Below are 23,901 nucleotides of genomic sequence, written 5' to 3' on the forward strand. Positions count from 1 at the left end.
GGTGCTAAACTCTTATTATTAAATAGATAAGCTAATGACTTATTCATAGGAGCAGCCCAATCCTCATTTTAAAGTTAGACTTGCATGAAGACGTTCAAAAAATCAGTTGTTGGGGGAATTCACTTGGCGAAACATAATGAAATAAAGATAAGTCATAAGCTTCAACAAGCTTCCGTGAAAGTCGGGTCCGCGCGAACTGCAGCGGCTAAATGGGTCATGCACCACGCCAGCCTAGAAGCTTGTTTCCATGGGGCGTATTTCAGCGGCTCGACGGTAGGGCTGCCTGATGACGCTGAGTTGTCGGCAGCCTCCGATATCGATGTCGTGATCGTTACCACACATGCTGAGCCCCCACTCAAGCTTGGGAAGTTCGTCTACGACGGCATCCTTTTGGAGGCCATGTATTTGTCTTGGAACGAACTCGCCTCGGTCGATGAGGTTCTGACGTCCTATCACCTTGCAAGCAGTTTCCGCGTGGATTCGATCATTGCTGACCCCACCGGACATCTGCGCAGACTGCAAACACAGGTATCTCGCCACTTTGCTGAGCGGGTGTGGGTACGTCGCCGATGTGAGAACGCTCGGCAGAAGATCGAGAACGCGCTGCAAGCTATAGATACTTCTGCACCGTTTCACGACCTGGTGACGGCGTGGTTATTCCCGACCGGCATAACAACGCACGTCCTCCTTGTGGCCGCACTTCGCAACCCTACTGTGCGGCTCCGCTACCTCGCCGCACGCGACGTTCTTACGAAATACGGCCACGCTGACCTCTACCCAGATCTGCTGAAACTGCTTGGCTGCGCTCATCTGACCCCCCAGCGCGTCGAACATCATCTCGACAAGCTCGCCCTGGCATTCGACACCGCTGCAGCTGTGGCCAAAACACCTTTCTTCTTTAGCACCGACATCACCGCCACAACTCGACAAATTGCAATCGACGGAAGCCGTGAACTCATCCGGGCCGGCTACCACCGTGAGGCGGTCTTCTGGATCGTCGCAACCTTTGCGCGCTGCCACAAGATTTTGGTCGCAGACGCCTCACCGGACCTACAACGTTTATTCGCTCCAGACTTTGAGGCTATCATCGTCGACCTCGGCATCACCTCCACCGACTCTTTCATCCGCCGTGCAGAGGACGTCATGCAGTTCCTACCGAAGCTCTGGGAAACCACCGAGGCAATCCTATTCGCCAACTCAGGCATCGTGTCTTAGTAGCTCATTTCAAATACCTGACATCGCTCTCATACCAGGCGGGGACAATAAAAATAGGAGCTGCGGCGAGCTGCTCCTTCACTATCGTTCCTCGTTACTTTAATAAACTGAGTTCCTTTGCCAATATAATTATCCCCCATATTTCATGAACCCGACCGGGATGAGGACATCTTGGTCGTTAAATTTAATGGGAGCGAAAACCTCCAATGGCTGCGTGGAGAATGCGTGCAGTAGATGGAATAAATTGGGACAGTTATCCTAAGACCAGATTTACTTGCTTCTGCAAGTCTAAAGAGGTAAATGAAGGACTCGTTAAAGTGAAATAGAACCGAACACCATGCTTTGTATTTTCAACACCAAACTTACTTCCGTGCATCTCAAGTATATTCTTTACGATGGATAAGCCGAGTCCGGTGCCCCCTGTTTTTCGATCTCGAGATTTTTCTGCCCTGTAGAATCGATCCCAGATTAATTTTAGATCGTCATCTCCAATTTGCTTTCCGCTATTTTCCACAGAGATACAAACAGAATTTTGTATTTGTTGCACATTTATTTGAATAAATCCTTCGTAATAGGTATGTCTGATCGCATTACTCAAAATGTTTGTTATAACCTGCTCTAATCTTCTTAAATCCCCAAAGACTTTAAGATCTTCTCCTTCATTTTCAAGGTTCAATTTGAGCTTTTTCTCGTTAATTGGTTTGGTAAGCCTATCTTTCACATTATGAATAAGATCCATGATAGGAAAGCAACCCAAATCTAACTTGTAAGATTTGGATTCAAGCTCGGCCAAGTCCAGTAAATCCAGCACCAATTCATTCATATTATCAATCTCATCAAGTATTACATCAATGTAATGCTCTCTTTTATGCTCCGCTATATGATCCTTAACCCCTTCGGCAAATCCCTTGATGATTCCCAGAGGTGTTTTGAGTTCATGAGAGACACTGGCCACGAATTCTTTGCGCATGACTTCAAGCAGTTTTTCTTTTTCGATATCACGTTGGAGCTGTTCATTGGCAATCTTTAATTCATTTAGACTAGTACCGAGATTTTTAGATAAACGATTTAAGCTAACCGCCATATTTCCAAATTCATCCATCGATTTTACAGGAACCTCTTCCGAAAAATCCAAATTCGCCATTCTGGTAGCAACTTGATTCATCTTAATGAATGGCTTTGAGAGGATTTTGGAGAAAAGTAAAGCCATCACCGCAATAAATAATAAGGCAACTAGAAATGCATAAAAATAGTAATCTCTCAGCACATCAACAGCTTCTCCAACAGGCTGAAGGGAAGATACCGCAAAAACATATTCCGACGAAATTCCATTTTCTTTGCTTACAGGTCTAACAAACACGATATTATCCATGCCATTTAAAGGGTTAGTATAGTGAAACTGATTGGTTTTTCCAGGCTCTATTTTAATTTTATTCAGCAGTTGGAGTCCCTTCCAATAGTCAATTGATGACTCCAACAATCCTCTACTATAACTGCCCATTTGTGATATTTGAGTTGGGATATCCAAAGCAATTATTTTCCCGCTAATTTTCTTAAGAGAAAGCAACTCACTCATTTCTGCTGTAATCAGTTCTTTATTTATTACTGCTTGTTGTGGAATCGTTGTTTGACTTGTACTTGTTAAAGTACCTTCAATTAGAGCACCTGTTGTGACATTATCATTTTTTATACTAGAAAGGTAAATGATTTGATTTAGCTTATCATGAAAAATATCCTCTACCTCTATTTGAGAACCCAAAGTCAGCTTTAAGTTTTGAAAACCCTCCAAATAAACAATATTGTTTAGGAGAATCTTTAGTTTCGTCTTGTCCATCGTTTCCACAACGATTCCATAGGCAGGACTAAACTTTATGTCCTCATTTTCATCCAATATAGCGATCTGAGAATTGTTTTGGACAGCAAATTTGTTAACGTTTCGAGTGCTAGCTTCGCTATCCCATTTTTCATTTTCATACATCATGCTGAATTTCTCAATACTATTTTCTAATTTGGATTTTTTCATATATAAATAGAAGCTTTTATAGAATAGACTCTGTCCTACCATGAAGATCCCTAAGAACAAGGAAAAAGATAACAGAGTAATGATAAATAGCTTAAAAGTTACGCTTCGTTTTATCACCTAATTACCTCGAACTTATAGCCAGATCCTATTACGGTGGAGATATAGCTTGATTTTTCCCCAAGCTTATTCCTAAGCTTCTTAATATGGGTATCAACAGCCCTTAAATCACCAATAAAGTCATAGCCCCAAACCCTGCTCATAATGCTTTCTCTCGTTAATACAATCCCTTTGTTCTCCAATAAATAAACTAGCAACTCGTATTCCTTTGGTGCAAGATCGATTTTTTCATTGTCCATTTTTGCGGTACGGGAGAGTCTGTTTATTTCTATGCCTTTGTACGCAATAAAACCATCCGTTTGACCGATTGAGCCCTCCGCCCTTTTTAGAAGTGTTTTGGCCTTGGCTACCAATACCCTTGGGCTAAAGGGCTTGGTTACATAGTCATCTGCACCCAGATCATATCCCATTAATTTATCCTCTTCTTCTGCTCGCGAGGTTAACATGATGATAGGTACGTCCGAAATTTTTCTTAACTTTTTACAAACCGACCAACCATCTAGCTCAGGTATCATAATGTCTAGTAAGACCAAATCTATTGCCTCTATTCCAAAAAGCTCCATCGCTTCTCTACCATTCTCAGCTACAATAACTCGAAAAACTTCTTTTGAAAAATAGTCTACTACGATCTCCCTCATTCGTATATCATCCTCAACTAAAAGAATAGTTTTATTCATGCTGAACAACCTCGCTCTCGTACTCAAGAAATAACCTACGTTAATAACATACTATTCACATAGAGTACCTCTTGTACAATTCTAGACGGATTAAAGTGTGTCAAGGTTGCTATGTCACATTATTTTACATGAAATATTTTATTTTCTTTTTAACAAAAAAAACGACTGCATTATTTTGTGAGGATGTTTATTATCGCGGCTCACCACAAAACGTTCTATAGAGACAGAAAGACTTGTCGGATAACAAGAACATTAGCCCATAAATGACATCCGCCCGGCCGAAGCTGAGCGACACGGTGGAGACGAAAATCGCCGTCCTCTATTGCGGCGGAGACGGTGCTGGGGTGACTCGCGGACTGGAGCGGACGTCTGGATCGCCCGCACCATCGCGGAGGAAAAGGCGGGCTGAGTCGGGATGTACAAGAAAACCTCCGCGTCCTTGTGGATGCGGAGGTATGATTTTTGTAAACACGTAATTGAAGCATAAGCCATCACAATGAGGGGGGAATGAAACCAACGGAATAATATCCATCCTATGACCTTAAGAAAGGACAGAGGAGCCCTTGTTACAGGTGCCCCCCGACCTTAGCTATATACCTTGCAATTTTACACACACGCTCTTCTTTATTGATATATTGCTAATTCCCATAATGAGTAGCCGTATTGGGTATTACGTTTAGTGCCGTTAATCTTTACAAACCTGGCGTTGGTGGGGCTAAAGTCTATTTGATCAATGCCACCATCACCGGTTGTCGAGGAATACACGGGCGTCCAGGACTCGCCATCTGCGGAAACTTCGATTGAATACGCTTTTGCAGAAGCGTTTTCCCAGTTAAGAAGCACTCCACTAATCAAGACGGGTGTTCCCAGATCAACGCTGATCCATTGCGGATCGCTAAATGCGGACTCCCATCTGGATCTCTTGTTTCCATCGACCGCATAATTGCCGCCCTGAAGCGGACTCTTGGACGTAAATGTCGGTTTGTTCAAAGCAAGATTAACTTTTAAGTCCATGGTGATATTCTGCTGAATGGAAACATCCTTATAGCCAGCAGCCTGGATGCTGATCGTATACATGTCGGCCGTTGTAAACAAGGAATCATACAAGGTTATCATTCCAGGTGTTACGCAATATTGCTCGGCATTTAATGTAATTCCGTTTAACTTCACAGCGTTGATCGCATCTCTCCATATCCCATCGTCTGCGAAGGTAATTTCGATCGGCTGATAAGTTGTGTTCACTACTGTATCAGCAGTTAAAACAGGTGTTAGTGGAGCAGATGGTTCTGGCGTTGGTGTTGGTGTGCCTGTTGAGCTGTCGTACACTTCAAACTCCCAAAGCGAATATCCGTATTGCGTTGTCCGTGTCGTGCCGCTCATCATGACATATCTTGCGCTCTCAGGAGCAAACGTAAGATCATCGATTCCTGGTTTACCCGTCGTTGTCGAATAGACCGTCTTCCAAGTTGAGCCATCTACAGAAACCTGAATCGTGTAGCTTTTTGCAGCTGCGTTTTCCCAGTTCAAGAGCACATGATTTACCTTGTACTCTGAGCCCAAATCAACCGTAATAAACTGCAGGTCGCTGAATGCGGATTCCCAGCGTGAACCCTTATTTCCATCCACCGCTTCTTTTCCACCTCGCAGTGGGTTCTCGGACGTGGTCGTCGGTTTGTTCAAAGCAAGATTAACTTCCACGTTCGTGTTCTTGCTGACATCCTGCTGAACGGAAACTTCATTATAGCCAGTTGCCTGAATGCTGATGGTATAGCTGTTAGCCTCTGGAAATAAGGAGGGTACCAAGGTAATTTTCCCAGGTGTTACGCTATATTGCCCAGCGTTTAATATTGTTCCGTTTAACTTCACCGCGTTGATCGCCTCTCTCCATGCCGCATCGTCTGCATAGGTGATCTCAACTGGCTGACCGATCATGTTCAATATCGTATCTGCATGCATTTCAGGTGCTGCTAATGGTGTTGGTGGTGCTGGTATTGTTGGTGTACCCGTGGAGGTACCGTACACTTCAAACTCCCAAAGCGAGTAACCATATGGCGTTGTCCGTGTCGTGCCGCTCATCTTGACATATCTTGCGCTCTCAGGAGCAAACGTAAGATCATCGATTCCTGCGTCACCTGTCGTTGTCGAATAGACTGTCTTCCAATTTGCTCCGTCCAAGGAAACCTGAATCGTATAGCTCTTGGCGGCTGCATTTTCCCAGTTCAAAAGCACATGATTTACCTTGTGCTCCCAGCCCAAATCAATCGTGATAAACTGAGGATCGCTGAATGCGGATTCCCAGCGTGAACCCTTATTTCCATCCACCGCTTCTTTTCCACCTCGCAGTGGGTTCTCGGATGTGGTCGTCGGTTTGTTCAACGCAAGGTTAACAGTCGATTTGGTGATGATATCCTGCCTAACAGTCACTTCCTCAAATCCGGTCGCCTGAACGGTAATCGCGTAGCTGCTGTTTTCCTCTGTGAATAAATCAGCATTCAAGGTGATTTTACCTGGTGTTACGCTGTATTGGGCTGCGTCCACATTCATTCCATTCACCTTTATTGCATAGATCGCGTTTCTCCATGCCGCATTGTCCGCATAGGTGATGTCGATCGCTTGACCAATCGTATTCATCGTTGAATCTGCCGTTAATACCGGTGCGGGTTGCTTGCCCGAGGCACTTCCGTATACTTCAAACTCCAAGAGTGAGAATCCGTATTGCGTTGTCCGTGTTGTACCGTTCATTTTCACATACCTTGCATTCTCAGCCGGGAATGTGATGTCATCGATACCAGCATGTCCTCTTGTTGTGGAATAAACGGTCTTCCAAGTTACGCCATCCAAAGAAACCTGGATGGTATAGCTCTTGCCAGCGGCATTTTCCCAGTTCAAATGTACATGACTTAATTTGTATTCCGAGCCTAAATCGACTGTAATAAACTGCGGATCGCTGAATTCAGATTCCCAACGTGTATCTAGCAGCCCGTCTACAGCGTAGCTTCCAGCTTTAACCGGATTTTCGGAAGTAACGGTCGCTTTGTTCAGTGCAAGGTTCACAGTTGAACTCGTGATCACATTTTGCTGAATCGTAGCGTCCGGATACCCGTCCGACACGATGGTAATCGTATAGAGGTCCTCATTTGAAAATAATGCTCCATGCAAGGTGATTTTACCTGGTACTATGCTGTATTGCGAAGCATCCACTTTCGTCCCATTCACCTTTACCTCGTTGATTGTGCTTCTCCATGCTGCATGGTCCGCATAGGTCAATTCGATGGGTTGACCCGTCGTATTCTGTGAAGAATCGGGCGTTAATTGTGGAGCTATTTTTTGATTCAAGTCGCTGACTTTCGTCGGATCAACTTTTACCAACATTTTCGGACCTACGATGGCAGAGCCTGTTACTCCATTTGCGTTGCGGAAAGTGACCATAACAGGAGCGTTCGTCGGATTCCAGATCACGGAAGAGTAGATTGAACCTTTTTTATATACCGTGGCACTTGACCAACCGGTCGCCCAAATGTCATTGGATCGCTGCCCCAAAGTCGCCATGTTATGTACGAACCAATAGGTGTCGAATATTTCATTTTTCTGGGTACCTTCAAGCGTCCATTTGTTAAGTACCGCTTGCGGATCGCTTAGCGACTGAATCGGCCATACGATATGATACCACGTATCCTCAGGGCCTTTTTTGTCCGCAACCATACCGTTATACAACGTGGCGGCTTTTGCTGGATCGAAGCCATAGCTTGTCAAATATTCTCCGGTTGGCAGCCAGTGGATGCCGTACACATGAACCGGATCTCCGCTAAAAAAAGTGCCGAAGTTATACGCACTTCCGTATACTTGGCCGACCGATTTGTGCTTAAACCCTGGCAGCCAGTTGTCGTTGTCATAATTGAACCAGTATTGCTCTACAGCTTTCAGTTCGGTCGTAAAGCCGAAAATGGCGATATCGCGATTGGCTGTGTTGCCGGAAAGCAGGCTCCACATGTATTCCCCGACCCAACCGAACAGTGACTCTCCGGCTGCCTCTTGGTTATTCCCGCTGTTATTGTCCCCATACCCACCAGCCCATGAATGACCTTCATATGGATCGAAGTTGCGGAGGAATGGATAGAGCGGATCGTTTTTCGACGGGTTGGCGTAATCACGAATAAGGTGCTCAACCATGTCGCCGTAATTGTCCTTGAAATCCTGATCGTAAGTCGCCAGGACGGCGGAAGCAAACACAAAATAGCCGTAGGTGAAATGGTGATCCGTCAGGCCAGTATTGGCACCAAACTCACTCGATTTGTAATACATGGTGCCCCAGGTCGGATCGTAATACATGAAGTATTCCGGTTCGCCCTTCGTGTAAGTATACCAGTCGGTTAATATGGTTTTCATTCTGCTTAGGAAAACATTCTTATAATACGTATCACCGATTTGATCAGCGATCAAAACGCCCATAGCCAGCGGATGAAGCACTTTACCTTGCCAATATGCATCCCCAGCCATGATATTTTTTGAAGTCGACTCATCCAGGAAGTCCAATTGCTCTAATAAGGCTTCTCGTGAATAAGTCGGGTCTCCCGGTTCGGTAAATTGGGGAACGATCCCATAAAATCTGTCTACCGTGGTAAAGGAGTTTCCTTCATGCAGCTTCAACGCACCCCGAATGGACGGGTATGTCAGATTCGTAAGCGATGAAGTGGTAATTTTCCATTGATGTGGTAGCAGTGCCATCAAGGTTGTGGGTGCCAGATCTGCACGCTTTTGATCGATCGTGACATCGAATTTGGTCGTGACCTCGGAGGTTTGCTCGTTAAAGCCCGGAGTGACCGTCGTATTCGTGACGAACGCATATGCATGTTTATAGAAGTAGTTCAAGTCGCCAGCAGTGGGAATCGTAGACAATGACAAATAATTTTGTCCGCTGCCTAGTCGGATTTTGATTTTACCGCCGACTTTTGTGAAGGTGGAGCCTTCAGGCGCGAATACACCGTAGTACCTGATCACTGTTTGTGGTTTCGGAGCACCGTCCACGTTCGTCACGGTAAACCCGATATGGTCAGCCGTTATAATAGCACCTTCGGATGTTAAGATCGCATTGTTGCTGTCATCAAAAAATTGAGTAGCAGCTGGGAAATAAAGTTCAGGCGTAGTAGGATCGCTAAACTCGGAGTAAAGATACGGCGAGCCTTTGACAAAAGTCGTTTTCATTTTTTCTGTCTCGTTGTCGCTTAATATGACAGTGGCGGACCAGTCGCTATACCCGGAAATTTTGTTCTTAATGCGGGATGCACTGATGTTACCGGACATCAAGTAAAAATCAGGATCTCCGCCTGCATACTGCGAATTTCCGCTTTCGTCCACCCAGCCCGCGCCGGGGTTCAAGATGCTCAGGCCTTGATTGGTATATTTGGATTTAAGCGGAAGTGTGATGAGACTGTCACTCAAATCTTTAATCAAGACGGATTGCCACCAATCGTTGGAGGCAATTGGTGCAGCGATATTGTCCGTTTTGTTAACGGGAGGTCTAGGCTGCGGCATTGTAATATCACTGGTTAAGTAGCTGCCCTGACCGACGGCAACTGTAGAAGCGGTTGGCAGTGTCGGAATGGTATAGGTCGGTTTGGCATCCCCTGGCACGTAATCGTAAACGGAAAAATTGAATAGGGAGTAGCCGAAGCTTGTCGTTCTGCTGATCCCTTTCACTCTCACATAACGGCCGCTGGCATAAACGGGAGTGTCCATTAAACCTTCTTTCCCGTTCATTTCTCTGTAAATCGTGTTCCAGTTGACGGCATCGTCAGATACTTGGAGGTCGTAGATTCTGCCGGCTGCGTTTTCCCACAGCAGTCTGATGCGACCTACGGTGTGAACACTGCCCAGGTCGACATACAACCACTCATCGCTGGTGTCTTTGGAAGACCAACGCGTGTCCTTATCCCCGTCTACGGCATTTTGCGGGATCAAGAGGGGTTTATCTTTGCTGGCTATTTGGTAGGAGGAGACGACAACTGATTTATTTAGAGCGACATCCTCACCAAGAACGATCGGCTGGGGATTGCTTCCGCCTGTACCGTATACCTCGAATTCATGGAGCGAGACTCCATAATTTCCGGCACGCTCGAGAGACAACATACGAATGTAACGTCCGGATCCTGTCAGGGCAATCGTATCCACACCACCGTCTCCAGTAGTAGTTGCATAAATATCTTTCCACTGTGCCTCATCGTCGGATACTTGAATCTTATACGATTTGGAATAGGCGTTCTCCCAACGGAGAATAACCTGGTCAATGTGTGCTGCAGCACCGAGGTCAATATAAATCCACTGCGGGTCTGCACTAAAGGCGCTGCCCCAGCGGGAGTTCATGTCTCCATCCACCGCTTTGTCGGGCGTTAATCCTCCCTCCATCGATGAAGCGTAAGTTGCTCCCTCATAGGATAGTAAGTGAGAAGGGTTGGCGGCATTTGCGGCTGATGCCTGTGGGGTAGGTACCATGTCAAATAAGCTAAGCACCATGGATACAGCAATGGATAAAGAAATGATCTGACCAAATTTCTTGCGAATACTTTTAACTGGTATACCCATTCTTAATTTTCCTCCTAAGTTGTTGCCCCCGAGGGGTTCAACTGTGACGAAACGCCTAGTCGTTTTTTGTCGTCCAGTTGCAAAACTGATTATATTCCGCGTTGGAAAAATAAAACAATAAGCACTTCTACCTATAGATCTCAAATGTGCTAGTTCACTATGTCTATATTTGGAAAGCATCCCATGTGATTCTAATTCGTTTATTCAAACGGTATGAGCCAGATTGTATATATTTGCAAATGGGCAAAAATACCTATACATAATTATTTTATACAAAAAAGAATTATATGATATTTTTGTAAATGAAATAAACAATCCAAATTTTCAAAAATACGTTAGCGCATAAGCAAACAGAACCAGCTTATCCATCTGGAACCCTTTGCGTAGAATAGAGTTTGTCCTACCATGAACATACCTAAGAACAAGGAAAAAGAGTTCTTTCATCTATTTACCTCAAACTTATAGTCTAATATGCCATTGCACGCGAGAAAGCCATCCATTTGACCGATTGAGCCCTCCGCCCTACAACCTCGCTCTCATATTCAAAATTGATTTTATTTGAAGGATGTGTATTTCCTGTGTACTGCCTCAGTTAACTTCAGTGTGTACAATTCCTAGAAGAGAGGATGCAAAGAGTACCTCCTTTGTTAATGATGGGTTACGAGATGTGAATGCTGCTAACAATACATGAAATGAAATACGGAATATTATTTCTTTTATTAAAAAAATAACGATTAATACACACAAACTACATAATGTTAATTTAAATTAAATATAGAATTATATTTTGAGACACCCAAACTATATTGCGCAAAATCCACAAAATGAAAACGCAATCATTACGAGAGAGTAGGTGATAGAGTGTAAAAATAACGATATAGCAGCGTGATCAATGAATATGAGAATGGAGTTCTAATGTTTTATGGGTTCGATTGAAGTGCAAGCGTATATATTTACTATAAAGGACGTGACAGCCTTGAGACGGCAAGAAAGAAAGCTTTTCATTATGATCGTGTCTATGTTTTGCTTGCTAGGCACGGTTCAACCCGCTTTCGGTATGGGTTCAGCCACAGTCGCAACCGATCAAGCGCAATATCCAACCAGTAAGGTATCAACAACAACTTCGATGGATCCCGCAGCATTTGCACCGAACCGTGTTATTGTAAAATACAAATCTAGTACGAAATCTCACGAATCGCTATTGAGCGCGATGAAAGACAAAATTGTGAGCGTTAAGCCACTTTCGCTTATCCAAGCCGAGGTATGGAACCTCTCGGGCGGAGCGGATGTAAAAAGCGTGGTCGAAGAACTATCCGCCAATCCGGATGTTCTGTACGCCGAGCCCGATTATTACGTGCAATCCCCTAATATCAAATCCGATAATATCAAGAATAAAGTCGATTACGTGCATTCACCCGAAACCATAAAAGCCGTCGAAGTGAATCAGGCGATCACTACATACGCGAAAGAATACAACAATGCGCCTGACCCGATCACTCCTAACGACCCACTTTACCAGGATCAATGGTCGCTGAATAACCAAGGTCAGACCCTGAATGGAAATGCTCCCGGCGGCACACCCGACATCGATATGGACGCACCCGAAGCTTGGGCCCTTACGAAAGGCAGCAACGACCTTATCGTGGCCTTGATCGGTTCGGGTGTCGATACGAATCTGCCCGATCTGAAGGATAATATTTGGATCAATGCCAAAGAAATCGCCGGTAACCGTGCGGACGATGACGGCAACGGCGTTGTCGACGATGTGTACGGTTGGGATTTCTTCCATAACGACAACACATTGTTCGATACTTCCGATAAATATACCGATTACGCAGGCACTTGGCTCGCCAGCATCATCGCGGCTAAGATGAACAACACCGGGATCACGGGCATTGCGCCGAATGTGAAAGTGATGCCGCTCAAATTCGTTACGGATGAACAAGGCGGAACGATTGAAGATGCGATCATAGCGATTGAGTATGCGCAGAACAAGGGCGCAAAGATTGCCGTTTTCGGCGCCACGAGCAGTTATTACAGCGAATCGTTGCGCGAAGCGGTCAAAAATTCGTCCATGCTCTTCGTGACGGGCGCGGGCGATCAATTTTATCATGATAGAGCCAATACGGATATCTTTCCGACCTATCCGGGCTCTTTCAAGTTCGGAAACGTTCTGAACTTGACCGCCGTCGACAGAGGCGGAAATTTGGCAGAATTCGCCGGCTACGGCAAACAGTCTGTAGACGTGGCTGCGCCGGGAGATTATGTTGCTGCTGCATCCCCCGACCAACGGATCGGTTTTGCCGCAGAGATTAACAATGGAACATACAAAGCGATCTATAACGGCATGGGCTTCGAGCAAGTGCCGATCAAAGGCTTTAATGCGGATGATCCGAAAATCGTTTATGATCCGAAGCAGCGACAAGATATGTTCGATACGGCCATGAACTATTTGAATCAAGACCGCGACGGTAACGGGAAAACGGACATCCTTCTTGTACAAGACAATATCACCGGGAACTTTGGGATTGGTCCATTTAGTACAAGTGCTGCCAATGTCAGCGTAACCGGCCTTGTCTACGATGAAGATGGAGTCGACGAAACGACGAGAGTGAAGAACGTTTATAAGAACCTGCTTCACGATGGCGGATATGACGGCTACTCTTTGTTTGAGACGGACACTCAAGCTCAAGTGGGACCTGATTTAGCTACGCTCAATAAATACGATGTTGTCATTTGGTCTACGGGAACTCTCGAGACCGAAAATCCCAACTTTTTATTGGATTCAGATCAACGGAACTTGACGGCTTACTTGAACGGCGGCGGTCATCTGCTCCTATCCGGTCAGAATGCGATCGATCACATTAAAGATTCCGATTTCGTAACGAAGACGCTGCATCTCGTCCAACAAGGGCAGACCGGCTTCGATCATGATACCGGCACCATTCTCCCGGTAGAATATACAATTTATGATTACAGAACGAAACCTGGTATTCAACCCTATTACCTAACAAGTATTAATGCTTTCTTCGACTTAACCGTGTCTAGCGATCCTTCGATTACGAAGATCAACCTGGAATATCCGGAAGGCTATTACCGGTATAAAACGGGTACTCCTTTCGCGGCTGCTAACGCTGCGGGCGTGGCTGCTCTCGTATGGAGCTATAACCCCTCGATGAGCGCCGGTGAAGTGAAGAGCCGGTTAATGAACAGCGGCACGCCGCTTAGCTCCTTGAGCAACATCACCGTAAGCGGCAGGATGATCAACGCTTTCCGGGCCCTTTGGGACACCGACATCCCAGGCACGCCGCTGCAAGATTCCATGACAAGCGGGACGCTTGACTCCAACGGAAAGACGTTTGGCGCGGGCAATAGAAAGAATGCTGTCTACGCCCTCGACCTGAAGGCAGGCGAGACCATCACCCTCTCCCTCTCGGGCGGAGCAACTACTGACTTCGACCTTGCTTTATTCGGTCCTGCTGCCACAACCATTTCTACCAAAAATGGATTAGTAGGGGTGTCCAAGTCTCCTGGCAGTTCGAAGGAAGAAATCGTGTACACTGTACCAGCTGCGGGGACATATTACGTCAATGTCATGGCAACGGCCGGCTCAGGCAGCTATAAGCTAAGTGTAACGACAGGCAACCAATGGGGTACGTTCCAAGATTCGAATCCCGCCCTTCGCTTTAACGGAAATTGGTCAACCCTTTCGGATTCACCGTTTTCGGGCGGAACGATCAAACAGATTCAATCCGAAGGCAGCGTGGAGTTCGGCTTCAAAGGAAACCTGATCGAATGGATCGGTACCAAAAACCCGAGTCAGGGGATTGCCGATGTGTATATCGACGATGTCAAAGTAGCTTCGCCGTCGCTCTATAGCACGACCGTATTGCATCATCAATCGCTTTTCAAGAAATGGCTGCCTGCGGGACGTCATACGATCAAAATCCAATGGACCGGCCAGCATGATTCGGCAGCCAAAGGCTCGTGGATTAACGTCGATGCCTTCGTCGTCTCGAACTTGATTGCATCGAGCGATATCAACGTAAGTTATAACGGCGCATGGGGTACGATGTTCGGTTCAAGATTTACAAAAGGCAATGAGAGATTTACGTCGTCGAAGAATAGTGCGGCAGAGTTCGTCTTTACCGGAACCCGCGTAACGCTGATGTCCAACACAGGCAGTAATCGCGGGAAAGCGCAAATCTTTATCGACGGCAATCCGGTTAAGACGGTAGATTTGTATAGCATGTCCATTCAATACCAAGTTCCGGTATTTACGTCAGATAAGCTTGACTGGGGCATTCACACAATCAAAGTCGTAAATATCGGAGATCGAAATGCCAGCTCTTCCGGCCAAATCGTCACGATCGACGCGATCAACGTGCTGAACTGATTTTCGGCACTCTCACTCTCAGCCGCTTAGACAAGATGACTATCCTGTTCGAAATGAGGTACTGAACTTGATCAAATCATTTAAAAAAACGATCGCTATTCTTACCGCTTCCGTAATCATCGGAAGCCTTGCGGGCCAAAGCGTTTTTGCTGCCGGCCCTGCTCAATCTTCCCAGTCGGATAACCTGAAAAGCTTGCAAAAGCGACTGCTGGAAGCCTCCTTACAGCGTATCGCGGACAAAAATTCCAAACCGGATGCAAGCGCCTTCATCGCACCGGGCATCGACACTTCTTCGTCGAAAAAAATCAAAGTCATCGTCCGTCTGAGCGTACAACCTGCTGCTGTCGGCATTTATGCCGCCAAGCAAGGCAACCGCATGTTGGCCCAAGAGTTCACGCAGGAGAAGGTCGCCGATGAACAAACGGCATTTTTGGTCGCCGCCAAAGCGCAAGGCATCGACCTCTCCGTTAATTACAAGTTCGATACCGTATTGAACGGAATGGAAGTGACGGTGAACGCCAATCAAATTCAGAAATTGGCTAAAATCCCGGGGGTTCAGGCGATCCATCCCAACCTCATCTATCACCCGATTTCCGAACCAGATTCCCTCGCTTCCGAAACCCTTGACAAGAATGATATGGTTCCGCTGAAACAGATCGGTGTGGACAAAGCATGGGAGATGGGCTTTACAGGAAAAGGACTAAAGGTGGGCGTCCTCGACACCGGCGTGGATTACGCTCATCCGGATTTGAAGGGCGCGTTCCAACAAAGTTCAAACGGTCCAGTTTACGGCTATGACTCTTTTAACCAAGATCTGGATCCTTATGAGGATCTCCCGCGAGGCTACTTTGGCGGCTATGCCGGTTCCGCGCACGGCACGCACGTTTCGGGAACCATCGTCGGCAGAGCGGTAAACGTAACCGGCGATTTCAATCAGAAAGGCGTTGCCTACGAGGCTGAACTGCACTCGTACAAAGTTTTGGGAGTGAAGGATGACGATTACACAGCCGAAGCGCCTACCGGGACGTCGGCCCAAATCATCAACGGCATTGAGCATGCCGTAGAAGATCATATGGACGTCATCAACTTGTCTTTGGGAAGCGCCTTGGCCAAAGACGCCAACTCTCCGGATTCGATTGCCGTAAACAATGCCGTGCTGGCAGGCGTCATCGCCGTAGTGGCCAACGGAAACGACGGCAGCTCGGGCCACTACTATTATTCCATGGGCTCTCCCGCTTCTGCGCAGCTTGCGATCTCCGTCGCTGCGGCCACCAGCCCAAGCGTGCAATATGAAGTGTCGGTCAAGGATTCGGTCTTAGCCCAGTCGAACCTCCTAAGACTTGTCGCTTGGCAATCCGGCCAAACGGTCTTCGGCTCCATCTTCGGAACGAAACCTGTGGAAGCCGTCTATGTCGGCTTGGGAAGAGAGACGGACTATACTTCAGATCCTACCATGTTTAAGGATAAAATCGTGTTCATCTCTCGGGGACTCATCTCCTTCGAGGAAAAAGTCAAAACCGCAAAAAAGATGGGCGCCAAAGCGATCATTATTTTCAACGGTATTGACAAAGTAGAAAACGGTGTTTCCGTTCCCAATCTTGACGATAACATTCCCGGACGCAATGGCCCGATCGGCTCCATTGCCGCTCTCGGCGACGGTCATGATTACATTCCGCTCATCGATATGCCAGGACAACTGGGTCGCTCGATCGCCCGCCAGCTACAAATGTGGGGCACCTTGCAGTTTACATTCGCTTCTGACATTAAAGTAATCCAGCTCAAAGGCGATAAGGTTGCGGAGTTCAGCTCGCGCGGCCCGAACTCCGACGGCAATTACGGCATCAAGCCGGATGTCAGCGCGCCTGGCGTTAACATTTACTCGACTTTCCCCGCTTACGGGAAAGTGAATCCTAGTCAAAGCTATGAACACGCCTACGCCAGAGAGAGCGGAACCAGCATGGCATCGCCGCACGTTGCGGGTCTCGCCTTGTTGGTGAAAGAAAAGCACCAGGATTGGTCGCCGGCCGACGTTCGCGCGGCTCTGGCGAACACCGCAGACGAAATCAATAAAGATGGCACCATGTACGATGTCTATTCGCAAGGATCGGGACGTGTGAACATCGTCAACGCCCTGAAAACACCCGCTATTCTGCAAGCGCTCGACAAGATCACGATTTACGATAACCAATATAATCCCATTACGATGGACAGCGAAGCGCCCAACTTAAGCTTCGGCATGATTCAAGCAGGTTCCGAGGCGTCGAAACCGTTGCAGCTCAAAAATACGTCAGGCGGCTCGCTGACATACACGGCCCAAGTCGTGATGCATCCGAAAGTGACATCCGATCCGGATCCGACCCGTGCGATTCCTACGCCGAACGTGAAAGACATCAAGGTGACGCTGGACGGGCTTGATACCGGTAATTCGAACAAAATCACCGTCGGGTCGTACGACAGGCATCGACTGACGTTGACGGCGAAAACGAAAGCGAAAGCCCCGCCGGGCGTCTATGAGGGTGAAGTTCTTCTCACGAATGCCAAATCCGGCATTCCGCCTTTGCATCTGCCTTTCGTAATACACGTAGGAGAGGACGATTCCGCGAATAACAGCTTTGCGATTCAAGATATTAAACTGTCGAATAATACGGTAACTTCCGATAAGCCCGTGGATATTTCCTTTACGCTCCATTCCAACACCGTGAACTACATCCTTATTGGCCTGTACGGGTTGGATGAAAAATTCCTTGGCTATGTTTCGTATTTCAACGACATTGAGGTAAAAGATGATACGGAGAAACTCAACTATCTCCCTGCCGGAAAGATTACGATTCCCGACTTTGACGGAACGTATGTTGATGAGTATTTATCACCAGAAGGAGACAACGTGATCAAGCAGCTTAAGGATGGCAACTATAACCTGGGTATTATCGCCAATAGTTTCAATCCAGAGACGGGAGAATTAGAAGACCAAACCGCTATTTTCAAATCGATATTCGTCCAAGACAGTTCTACCGAGTCTGTAACTCCTTCTCCATAATCGGGTCGGGGACCTGTCTGTCCGATTAAAACGCATTGGGAGACGAACTTGTAGAATCGTTAATTCCGATTGGAGGATGCCATACAATCCTCGTCATGAAAAACCCCCTTGCGACGGCGGACTTCATTTCGCCGTTGCAAGGGGGTTTTTCACGAGAGCCAAGACAACTTCCACCCAAACCCTTACCACCATTTTCGGTCAATGTCTTACAATTGACAAGATGCGTTCGTTAGCGCAGCAAAGCGGCCGAAAGCAAGATCAGGCGCCTCGCTCGAGGCAGCATAACCGGCGGCAAAATCATCTCCGGAGTCATATGCCCCCGCGATCCGGACCACGGAGATGATAGACCCGTGAGATTTGAAGGAATTAAAAAAACTTACCGACTCATTGGATGATTATGGAAAACGAGAGCCGAGCAGAAGCATAAAGATGGTCTTGTATGTCCGCATAGCAAAACTCAGACAGTCGTGCGATATGGGAAATATGTTGTCAAAACGCTAATACAGTGTTGTTATCGTTTACTTTAGCGGTAAAGACAAAAAGGAGCAGTGATTTTTATCCTAATCTATAATGGCAGCTAAATGACAAAGCGTCGTATGTCTTAGCATATAAAAAAACACTAAGCTGCCAATGATAATACTTGGAAACTTAGTGTTTTTTAGCTTTCATCTTCTTCATCAAGGGTCCTCTATTTCTTGATCCCCGTTTCCGTGAGATTCACCTTTACATACAAACCAACGTTCATCGTTGGATAAACTTTTTTCCATTCTTCTTCATTCCAATTTCGTGTTTTACTCCGTACGAAATCACCTAATCCGAGTGGATCGATCCCTTCTTTTTTAAACAACTTTATTAGATCCAATCCGGTTGTGTGAAGATCATTTTCTAAACTATCTTTGATTCTTTGGAGCTCTTGTTTTGGAAGACGAACCTCCCTTGCATCTCTAATTTTAGCGTTTAAGACAAGGTTGATCATCACATTTGGACTTTTCGGATCTGGATTGATTCGATAACTCACTTTTGACCCGATGTTCTCCACTGCAAGGTAAGACTCATCGTCAAGCTTTACCTCAAGGGTACCGTGATTCATATTAGTAAGAAGAAGTTTCATGAGCCGCGACTGTTTTTCATTGAGGGATACTACATACTTATCATTCTTAAATAAAGCTGTACCCGAAATCATTACTTGACCGTTTTGCAATTTAAGGAGCGGCAAAAACGGGTCCATTCCTTTACCTATAAGGGAATATTCGAATTCGTGAAGATTTTGGCTTGGAAGAAGCCCCTTACGTGTAGTTGTATCGAGTAAATTGTACAAAAACATCCCTTTTTCTTCCTTTGAACTGAAGTTTTCTTCCAACAGTTTCTTTGCGCTTCCATCGACAACGGCCAAGTACATTCTGCGCGAAAAAAAAGCATTGCGCAAAAACACATCCAATTCTTTTGCCAGCCCATTTGCTGCCATATCTTTTCCATACAAAACCACAGAAAGTTTCCCTGGATTCAGGGGCCGATCTAACTGCATACTCATTAATTCTCTGATACCCAAGCTTGTATGACCCACTTTTGAGAACAACTCGGTTGAAACAGAACCGGGTTTTCCGGATTGAAACTTGGGCACCGCCAACGTAATTTCGATTTGATTCTTTGTTGACTCATCGAATGCAGAGACAATAAAAAGATTTATTCTATCCAAAATTTGTTGTTTCACACATCCTGTTAACAATAAGCAGGCAGCCAGTAGTCCGAATAAAACCCGACTCATACCGTTCTTCTCACTTTCATTCTGACTATATCGAGTATGTACATCAATGGGATGTACACATAAATAATGCATAATCCGATCTTTGATAACCACGATTGAACAACTTCAATACTGTTTCGATCTGGAATCAAACATACGGCAATGAAAATCAGAATCAAAAATATCGGTAGGACTGTCAATTGTTTTATAGTGAACATTAACTTCATCATTCGGCTTGAAGCCCAAAGACATAAGCATACGATAGGAAATAACCGTAATATCGTTGCAGATGCGCCGATAAATTCAAAATGTTCAATGAAAGGAAATTGAATAAATTTATATTTCGATAATGCCGGCCAAATTTCTGTTGATAATTGTTCAGATTTGAACAGTAACAATTGAATGAAGATTTCGACAAGATAAAGTGTTGTTATGGTTATATTTCCCCAATGTGCCCACCTTTGAGACTTTTTTGGTGTTTTGATGAAAGAGTAACAAAAAAATATCATCTCCACGCCCATATAAGAAAAGGTCAATTCCTTTGATGCTTTGATGATATCGCTTGGCGAATGATCCATTATGGGCAATAAATTGCTGAAATGAAAAAATGGTGCCGTAAAAAGTGCAGATACAAAAAGAATATTGCTTAATAAGCTAAGCAAACAGATGCCAACGATAACTCGAAATCCTCCTGCAACCATGTAATACGTAAGCAAGAGTAAAACTAAAGCCAGCGGCCAAGTTTTCATATCAGGAAATATCCATACTTGTATAACTTCAATAAAAAGCCGAATTTGATAAGTAGAATTCAGCAGGAAATATCCGATAAAGATAAGGTTAAGACCACCGCCCGCCCATTTTCCGAAAAACTGTTGATGGATATGTATAAGGTCCGCCTCATTATGGTTGAGAATTCGATAAATCATATATATGACGACATGTATAATGATTGCGCAAAGGAGGACGGAAACCCAGGCATCTTGGCCGGCCAATTGAATAGGCTTGATCGCCATGGACAGAAATCCTAACCCGAACTGCATCGATTGAATCACAACGAAAATTAGATAGGGTGATACGGTATACCTTTCATTAACTGTTGAATTCAACTATTTTCACTCCCAAAACTGAATCATTCGTCGATGTCTTTTTTTAAGTTTGCATTTCTCTTATCGAATCTTACTGAATTTTTCGTTCTGAAAAAACTTGGTCGATGATGAAATTTTGAAAATGGAGGACGTATTACCGTATCGTACAGGTTTGAAATCCGAAAAGGATAAAAAGGAACTAGGTAAGGCATCCCGAGAGAAGTCAATCGCAACAAATGGGTAATAACGGCAAGGGCACAAATGAAAATACCTAATAACCCCCATACTTGTGCTGCGATAATAAACGGAAACCGAAGAATACGTATGGTTGTACTCATGCGATAAACGGGAGTTGTGAAAGAAGCCATAGCCGACAACGCCACAATGATTAATAAAAAGTTGCTGGTCAGAGCGGCTTCAACAGCCGCGGTACCGAGTACGATCCCCCCAACAATACCGATTGTTTGTCCGATTTTGGTAGGTAATCTAGCACCTGCTTCCCGTAACAGTTCAATGACAAGCTCCATAATGAGCACTTCCACAACAGGAGGAAAAGGTACATTTATCCTGGAGGAAATAATCGTGGGCAAAAAAATATTTGAAATACCGTGACCATGATATGTCATAACAGCAACATATACGGATGAGGCCAAGACGGAAAACACAACAGAAATAATGCGGATCAACCGAATGATAGAGCCGATGATCCATGGCAGAAAATAATCTTCATAGGAGGTGAAAAATAATCCCAAGGTAACAGGTCCTAGAATCGCAGTCGGGGACCCGTCAATCAAAATACAAACCTGCCCTAGTGTTAAGCTCCAAGCAACGCGATCCGTCCTTTCGGTCCCAAGCAACTGAGGAAAGATGGAGTTTGAATTATCTTCGATCATTTGTTGAACCAAGGTTATATCTGACACCATATCGAATTGTAAGTTCTCTAAACGCTGGATACATGTATTTACATATTGTTCATTCGTAATTCCATCCATGTAACAAATGGCCACTCTCGACTCGGACACACTACCTACAATGATCTCTTTTATTCTTAACTTGGGAATGGGAATTCGCTTGCGGATCAGGTTAAGATTGGTGTCCAGCGATTCAACAAAGGCTTCTTTCGGTCCTTCCACGTTAAATTCGATTTCGGGTTTGGTTACGTTGCGGCCCTTTGATAAAACGGCATTGATCAATAGGCAATTAGTATTTTGAAGACCATGTTGTATGGCTACATATCCACGCAATAATTTATATCGAATGTAATTCCAATCGGAAGACATTTCTTTTTCGGCAACCGGGATCAACTTGTACAAATCATCCAAAGAAACATCCAAATCCTTGCTCAAGGAACCAAGGATATGTTCGTTCAAGACTTTTGACTCAGTGAGTGATTTAAAATAGCCAATGAAATAAGGCTCCGTGTTGGTTTTGTGATAGAAATAAACAAAATCGGATGATTCATTAAGCTCTTTCCATACATGAGGTACTGAATCCATTATTATTCACAATTCTTTCCTGATTTTTAAATTCGATTTATTTTCTCTCTTGCAGCGGACAACTATACGGACTATTATGATTACTCTACATTACTTCACAAAAGATCGGCGCCGATCTTGATTCATCCATGAACATCGTTCAGTTCCGTCTTGTAACCCCAACCATTCCCCTTGCAAACAAAAACATCACCACAATTTGCTTGGCGATGTTTTTAAGGTATGCGGAATTTATGGTGGAGAAAGGGCTTTTAATATGCCTTTCACTTCGGTCTACATTTCAGATTTAAGTCTTTCCTTTGTCTGACGCCGATGATGGAATAAGTAATAGATTACAAGAGTTAAAATCATGATAAATCCACCTATAAGGAACATCATGTGATAGTTTGTCTTCGCAGCAAGAATACCGAGCAAATAGGAGCCTATTCCATACCCTGAGTCAAAAAACACTAAAAACGTACTGATAGCGATTCCTCTGCGATGACCTGGTGAAGCTTTAACCGCAATGGTCATAAAGCTAGGGAAGATAGCACCATATCCGAGTCCAATAATTCCTGACGTAATAAGAAATACAGGTGCCGAATAAGCTTGGCTTAACCAGATCATGCCGAAGATGAATAAGATGATTCCTGGATAAGCAAGGACATGCTCTCCTTTTCGATCGAATAATCGCCCGGTAAAAGGTCTAGTTAGGAGGATCATCAATGCGAGAATGACAAAAAAGTAGCTGGCAATACGCTCCAGCCCAAGCGTTTTGGCGTATACGGAGATAAATGTAGATAAGGCACCATAAGAAAACGCAAGAAAAAAGCCGGCTATGGAAATGGGTATCGCCGACGTCTCGATGTAACGTCGAAACCCTTTGACAACTGCGTTTGATGTTGAACGGTCCACGTATTTCGGGAAGCTTGTAAGCACCCCGAACAACAGGGACAGCAGCGAAAATACAACAACCGCAAAGAACATGATTCCATAGCTAGTATGCGTTGTTATCCATAGGCCAACAAAAGGCCCAATGACCATCGCGAGACTCATAAACAAACTAAAATAGCCAACTCCCTCTCCTTTCCGATGTTCAGGGATAGTATCCAGAACAATGGCTGAAGTGGACGTAGTCACCATTCCAAAAGCAAAACCATGAATAAACCGCAATACGAGTAGGACAGAATAGTTGTCAATCCATATATACGACAAACTACATAATGTAGAAATAATTAATGAAATAATTAAAAGTTTTCGTCTGTTTATCTCTTCTAGCCACTTTCCGGTTAAAGGTCTGGAAATGACCGCAGTAATGACAAAAAACGTGATAACAAGTCCAATGCTTTGCTTACTTCCATGAAGCTCATCGAGTACAAATTGCGGCAAGGTCACGACTAACATATAAAAAGTCATGAAGATAAAAAAATGACTTAAACTTATCGTTACGAAATCCCGACTCCATAATCTGTCTTTCTCCACGCTGATCCCTTCTTTCTTTAAAAAAAGCATGTTTCATAATTCAATGTTAACCACTTTGAATTATGCACTTCTTG

At 44.9% G+C, this 23,901-nt stretch carries 10 protein-coding genes and 1 pseudogene; 4 read left to right on the top strand and 7 right to left on the bottom strand.

Annotated elements, in window-relative coordinates; translation table 11 throughout:
• Positions 1–123: 123 nt before the first annotated feature.
• Positions 124–1,215, top strand: coding sequence for a hypothetical protein (locus AC58U0_RS14960; protein ID WP_497379739.1), 1,092 nt, complete (start codon positions 124–126; stop codon positions 1,213–1,215).
• Positions 1,216–1,468: 253 nt separating this feature from the next.
• Here AC58U0_RS14960 and AC58U0_RS14965 read toward each other — a convergent pair whose 3' ends face one another.
• The 3 genes from AC58U0_RS14965 to AC58U0_RS14975 form a co-directional block, all read right to left on the bottom strand.
• Positions 1,469–3,238: a sensor histidine kinase gene (locus AC58U0_RS14965; protein ID WP_497379740.1), complete on the bottom strand. Its 1,770-nt coding sequence runs from the start codon at positions 3,236–3,238 to the stop codon at positions 1,469–1,471.
• Positions 3,239–3,351: 113 nt separating this feature from the next.
• The gene (locus tag AC58U0_RS14970; protein ID WP_497379741.1) at positions 3,352–4,032 is read right to left on the bottom strand and encodes a response regulator transcription factor; all 681 of its coding nucleotides are present in this window, start codon (positions 4,030–4,032) and stop codon (positions 3,352–3,354) included.
• Between the two features lie 624 nt (positions 4,033–4,656).
• Entirely contained in the window at positions 4,657–10,611 is a 5,955-nt protein-coding gene (locus AC58U0_RS14975) for a galactose-binding domain-containing protein (RefSeq protein WP_497379742.1), read from the bottom strand.
• Between the two features lie 922 nt (positions 10,612–11,533).
• Here AC58U0_RS14975 and AC58U0_RS14980 point away from each other — a divergent pair.
• From AC58U0_RS14980 to AC58U0_RS14990, 3 genes and pseudogenes are all read left to right on the top strand, one after another.
• The gene (locus tag AC58U0_RS14980; protein ID WP_497379743.1) at positions 11,534–15,007 is read left to right on the top strand and encodes a S8 family serine peptidase; all 3,474 of its coding nucleotides are present in this window, start codon (positions 11,534–11,536) and stop codon (positions 15,005–15,007) included.
• A 67-nt stretch (positions 15,008–15,074) separates the two neighbouring features.
• A complete protein-coding gene (locus AC58U0_RS14985) occupies positions 15,075–18,044 on the top strand; it encodes a S8 family serine peptidase (RefSeq protein WP_497379745.1) in 2,970 nt (989 codons plus the stop codon).
• A gap of 357 nt (positions 18,045–18,401) precedes the next feature.
• Positions 18,402–18,541: pseudogene (locus AC58U0_RS14990) on the top strand (IS1595 family transposase); the annotation flags it as partial.
• A gap of 191 nt (positions 18,542–18,732) precedes the next feature.
• On the opposite strand, the gene AC58U0_RS14995 reads toward AC58U0_RS14990, so the two are convergent.
• The 4 genes from AC58U0_RS14995 to AC58U0_RS15010 all read right to left on the bottom strand — a co-directional run bounded on the left by AC58U0_RS14995 (position 18,733) and on the right by AC58U0_RS15010 (position 23,827).
• Complete coding sequence (locus tag AC58U0_RS14995; protein ID WP_497379922.1) at positions 18,733–19,881, bottom strand: Ger(x)C family spore germination protein; 1,149 nt, start codon at positions 19,879–19,881, stop codon at positions 18,733–18,735.
• The gene (locus AC58U0_RS15000; protein ID WP_497379746.1) at positions 19,806–20,894 is read right to left on the bottom strand and encodes a GerAB/ArcD/ProY family transporter; all 1,089 of its coding nucleotides are present in this window, start codon (positions 20,892–20,894) and stop codon (positions 19,806–19,808) included. Before AC58U0_RS15000 ends, AC58U0_RS14995 begins: the two co-directional genes overlap by 76 nt.
• A gap of 23 nt (positions 20,895–20,917) precedes the next feature.
• A complete protein-coding gene (locus AC58U0_RS15005; protein ID WP_497379747.1) occupies positions 20,918–22,369 on the bottom strand; it encodes a spore germination protein in 1,452 nt (483 codons plus the stop codon).
• A gap of 270 nt (positions 22,370–22,639) precedes the next feature.
• Positions 22,640–23,827, bottom strand: a complete 1,188-nt coding sequence (locus AC58U0_RS15010) for an MFS transporter (protein WP_497379748.1) — start codon at positions 23,825–23,827, stop codon at positions 22,640–22,642.
• Positions 23,828–23,901 lie beyond the last annotated feature (74 nt).

This window comes from Paenibacillus sp. J31P190 (genome assembly GCF_059692075.1).

Excerpts from the sequence above, each read along its gene's own strand:
- AC58U0_RS14980 (WP_497379743.1), top strand. The coding sequence starts at position 11,534 with ATGGGTTCGATTGAAGTGCAAGCGTATATATTTACTATAAAGGACGTG.
- AC58U0_RS14970 (WP_497379741.1), bottom strand. The coding sequence starts at position 4,032 with ATGAATAAAACTATTCTTTTAGTTGAGGATGATATACGAATGAGGGAG.
- AC58U0_RS14995 (WP_497379922.1), bottom strand. The coding sequence starts at position 19,881 with ATGCATTATTTATGTGTACATCCCATTGATGTACATACTCGATATAGT.
- AC58U0_RS14975 (WP_497379742.1), bottom strand. The coding sequence starts at position 10,611 with ATGGGTATACCAGTTAAAAGTATTCGCAAGAAATTTGGTCAGATCATT.
- AC58U0_RS14965 (WP_497379740.1), bottom strand. The coding sequence starts at position 3,238 with ATGAAAAAATCCAAATTAGAAAATAGTATTGAGAAATTCAGCATGATG.
- AC58U0_RS15005 (WP_497379747.1), bottom strand. The coding sequence starts at position 22,369 with ATGGATTCAGTACCTCATGTATGGAAAGAGCTTAATGAATCATCCGAT.